The sequence below is a fragment of the Actinosynnema sp. genome, from assembly GCF_052038725.1.
Window position 1 is genome coordinate 1 of record NZ_JBQGCX010000153.1, and the last position, 3,847, is coordinate 3,847.

Below are 3,847 nucleotides of genomic sequence, written 5' to 3' on the forward strand. Positions count from 1 at the left end.
CCGCCGACGAACGCCCCGGCGGACACCGAGACCGACACCCCGCGCAGCGGCCCGGACACCACGTCCACCAGCGCCACGTCCCCGCGCGTCCCCTCGGGCGCGTGCGAGCCGGGCGGCACGGAGGGCGGCGCGCCCAGCACCGCGCCGACCCGCGCGGCCGACGCCCTGGCCTGCGCCAGCAGCCCGTTGACCCAGGAGAAGACGGTCAGCGGCCACAGCAGGAACTGCGCCAGCCCGACCGCCGCGACCAGCTGCCCCACGGTGATCTCGCCGTGCGCGGCCAGCCGCCCGCCGACCAGCGCCACGACCGCCAGGAACACCCCGGTGACCGCGAGCATCCAGCCGTCCAGCCACGCCCGCGAGCGCGCCGCCCGCACGGCCGCCGCCGCCGACTCCGCGCTCGTGCCCCGGTAGCGGGCCGCCGCGGCGGCCTCGGCCCCGATGCCCTTGAGCGCGCGGATCCCGGCGACGAGGTCGGCCGCGACCCCGGACGCGGCGGCGGCCCGGTCCTGCTCGGCGTCGCTGCGCCGTTCGAGGGGTTTGCCCAGCAGGTGCGCCAGGCCCAGCATCAGCGGCGCGGCCACGAGCACGAGCAGTCCGAGCGCTGTGGAAACCCGAAGCAGCGCCACCGCGCCGACGAGCAGCCCGACGACGGCGGCGATGGCGGTCGGCAGCGCGGCGTTCACCCGGCCGACGCGCTGCGCGTCGCCGGTGGCGATGCTGGCCAGCTCGCCCGACAGCCGGTTGACCCCGCCCTCCGCCAGCACCCGGCGGGCGAGCCGCACCCGCAGGTCGTGCTCCGCCCGGTGGGCGGCCAGCTCGCCCGCGCGCAGCGAGAAGCGGAAAGCGTTGGACAGCACCAGGAACACCGCGCCGAGCAGCCCGATCCACAGGGCCAGCCGCGTGCCGTCGCCGGTCGCCACGGCCTCGTCGACGATCACGCCGATCAGCAGCGGGACGGCGGCCTCGCAGGCCTGGTGCAGCGCTCCCAGGGTCCCGGCCGCGGCGACCGGCCGCCACTGCCCGGTGACCACGTCCGAGAGGACTTTTTTCACCGCAGCACCTTCCAGGGGTACGGAGAGTGAGGTTAGCCTAACCGTAAGAGAGGTCCGGATCACTCTCGTGAGGCGTTGAGGTTAGGTTAGGGTAACCAAAGTTTGATCACCCCAATGTCGCACCGATGGGACAGCCATGCCACAGTTCCCGGTCTTCGACGTCCTCGGCGTCGGCTTCGGCCCCTCCAACCTGGCCCTCGCCATCGCCGTCTCCGAGCACAACGCCACCGCGTCGCCCGGCCAGGCCGTCACCGCTCACTTCCTTGAGCGCCAGCCCGCCTTCGGGTGGCACCGGGGCATGTTGCTGGACGACGCGACGATGCAGGTCTCCTTCCTCAAGGACCTGGTCACGCTGCGGAACCCCACCAGCTCGTTCAGCTTCCTCAACTACCTGCACCAGCGCGGCAGGCTCAGCGACTTCATCAACCACAAGAACCTGTTCCCGCTGCGCGTGGAGTTCAACGACTACTTCGAGTGGTCCGCCGCGCAGCTGGCCGAGCAGGTCTCTTACCGGACCGAGGTCGTCGCCGCCGCCCCCGTGGAGCAGGACGGCGCGATCACCCACTTCGACGTCACCTCCCGCGCCGCCGACGGTGGGCTGGAGGTCCGCCGGACCCGCAACCTCGTGTTCGCCACGGGGTTGCGGGTCAACCTCCCCGAGGGCGTCGTGCCGTCCGCGCGGATCTGGCACACCCACGACTTCCTCGCCCGCGTCCCCGCCCTGGGCGACCCGAAGCGGGTCGTCGTGGTCGGGGCCGGGCAGAGCGCCGCCGAGGTCACCGCCTTCCTGCACGAGCGCTTCCCGGCCGCCGAGGTGTGCGGGGTGTTCGCCCGCTACGGCTACAGCCCCGCCGACGACTCCTCCTTCGCCAACCGGATCTTCGACCCGGCCGCCGTCGACGACTACTTCGGCGCGCCCGACGAGATCAAGCGCCGCATGATGGGCTACCACTCCAACACCAACTACGCCGTGGTCGACACCGACCGGATCGACGAGCTGTACCGCCGCGTCTACCGCGAGAAGGTCCTCGGCGAGAACCGGTTGCGGCTGCTGAACCTCTCGCACGTCACCGGCCTCGCCGAGACCCCCGACGGCGTCCGCGTCACCGTCGGGTCGCTGGCCACCGGCAGGTCCGAGGAGCTGACCGCCGACGCGGTCGTCTACGCCACCGGCTACCACGAGGCGGACCCGACGCCGCTGCTCGGCGAGCTGGCCGGGCGCTGCCTGCGCGACCCGGACGACCGGCTCAGGGTGGACCGCGACTACCGCGTCACCACGTCGGGCGACGTCGAGGCGGGCATCTACCTGCAGGGCGGCACCGAGCACAGCCACGGCATCTCCTCGGCGCTGCTGTCCAACACCGCCGTGCGGGTCGGGGAGATCCTCCGATCCGTGCTGGACCGCCGCCCCGCGGCGATCCCGTCCCAGCAGGAGTACGCGATCAGCGGCTCCAGCTCCAGCTAGACCCACCACCACACGAGGAACCTCGGGCGGGCAGCGGTGCCCGCCCGGCGGAAGGGAAGACAACCACAATGTCCGGCATCTCCAGGCTGGTGGCCGCCGTCGCCGCGGCGGCACTGGCGCTGACCGCGTGCGGGAGCGGCGGTGGCGCCGACGCGGGCGCCCCGAGCGCGTCCGGCGACGCGGCGTCCGGCGCGTTCCCCGTCACCGTCGAGCACAAGTACGGCTCGACGGAGATCAAGGCCGAGCCGAAGCGCATCGTCACGCTCGGCCTGTCCGACCAGGAACCCGTGCTGGCACTGGGATCCAAGCCCGTCGGCGTCGTCGACTGGTTCAAGGAGCGCCCCTACGGCAACTGGCCGTGGACCAAGGAGCTGTGGGGCGACACCCAGCCGGAGATCGTCGGCGAGCGCGACGACGTGAGCATGGAGAAGATCGTCGCGCTCAAGCCCGACCTGATCGTCGCCGTGTACTCCGGGCTCCAGCGGGAGCACTACGACACGCTGTCCAAGATCGCGCCCGTCGTGGCGCAGCCCAAGGGCTTCGTGGACTACGGCGCGCCGTGGCAGGACCAGACCAAGCACATCGCCAAGGCGCTCGGCAAGAGCGAGAAGGCGCAGGAGCTGGTCGACGGCGTGGCCAAGCGGTTCGCCGACGCCAAGGCCGCGCACCCCCAGTGGCAGGGCAAGACCGCCGTCGTCGCCGACAGCTTCAAGCCCGGCGAGTACTCCGCGTTCGCCCCGACCGACCCGAAGGCCATCTTCGTCAAGGAGCTGGGCTTCACGCTCAAGGACGAGATCGGCACGCTCGCGGGTGAGATGAACGACGCCAAGTTCAGCGAGGAGCGGATGGACCTGCTGGAGGCCGACCGGGTCATCTGGCTGACCTCCGACCTCGCCGCGCAGGAGCGGGTCAAGGGCGTCGAGGCGTACCAGCGCCTCAAGGTCACCACCGAGAAGCGCGACCTGTTCCTGACCTACATGGACCCGCCGATCGGCGCCTCCATGTCGTTCAACACCGTGCTGAGCGTGCCCTACGGCATCGACCAGGTCGTGCCGCTGCTGGAGAAGATCGAGAACTAGTCGCAGCACCAGCCCTTCCGTCGCGGGTGGGGGCCGCCGAACGCGGCGCCCCCACCCGCGTCGTGCGCCCAGACCTGCGCGGAACCCATTGCGTGGAGGCCTTTCCCATGACGTCGCTGCCGCTCACCGGCGCCCAGTCGGGCGTCTGGCTCGCCCAGCGGATCGAGCCCGACAACCCCGTCTACAACTTCGGCTGGTACCTGGAACTGCGCGGCGCGGTCGACCGCGCCCGGCGGGTGACCGCCGTG

The 3,847-nt window shown here is 72.0% G+C and carries 3 protein-coding genes; 2 read left to right on the forward strand and 1 reads right to left on the reverse strand.

All coding sequences use genetic code 11. From position 1 onward, the window contains the following. On the reverse strand, positions 1 to 1,055 hold a 1,055-nt coding region (locus ACTUAL_RS02945; RefSeq protein ID WP_440899175.1), incomplete at its 3' end, for an ABC transporter transmembrane domain-containing protein. Positions 1,056 to 1,191: 136 nt separating this feature from the next. Between ACTUAL_RS02945 and ACTUAL_RS02950 the strand changes: the two genes are divergently transcribed. Together ACTUAL_RS02950 and ACTUAL_RS02955 are read left to right on the forward strand one after the other, a co-directional pair. After that, positions 1,192 to 2,520: a lysine N(6)-hydroxylase/L-ornithine N(5)-oxygenase family protein gene (locus tag ACTUAL_RS02950; protein ID WP_440899176.1), complete on the forward strand. Its 1,329-nt coding sequence runs from the start codon at positions 1,192 to 1,194 to the stop codon at positions 2,518 to 2,520. Positions 2,521 to 2,588: 68 nt separating this feature from the next. Further along, positions 2,589 to 3,599, forward strand: a complete 1,011-nt coding sequence (locus ACTUAL_RS02955) for an iron-siderophore ABC transporter substrate-binding protein (RefSeq protein WP_440899177.1) — start codon at positions 2,589 to 2,591, stop codon at positions 3,597 to 3,599. Positions 3,600 to 3,847: the final 248 nt, after the last annotated feature.

Coding starts and splice junctions, on each gene's coding strand:
- ACTUAL_RS02950 (WP_440899176.1), top strand. CDS start 1,192: ATGCCACAGTTCCCGGTCTTCGACGTCCTCGGCGTCGGCTTCGGCCCC.
- ACTUAL_RS02955 (WP_440899177.1), top strand. CDS start 2,589: ATGTCCGGCATCTCCAGGCTGGTGGCCGCCGTCGCCGCGGCGGCACTG.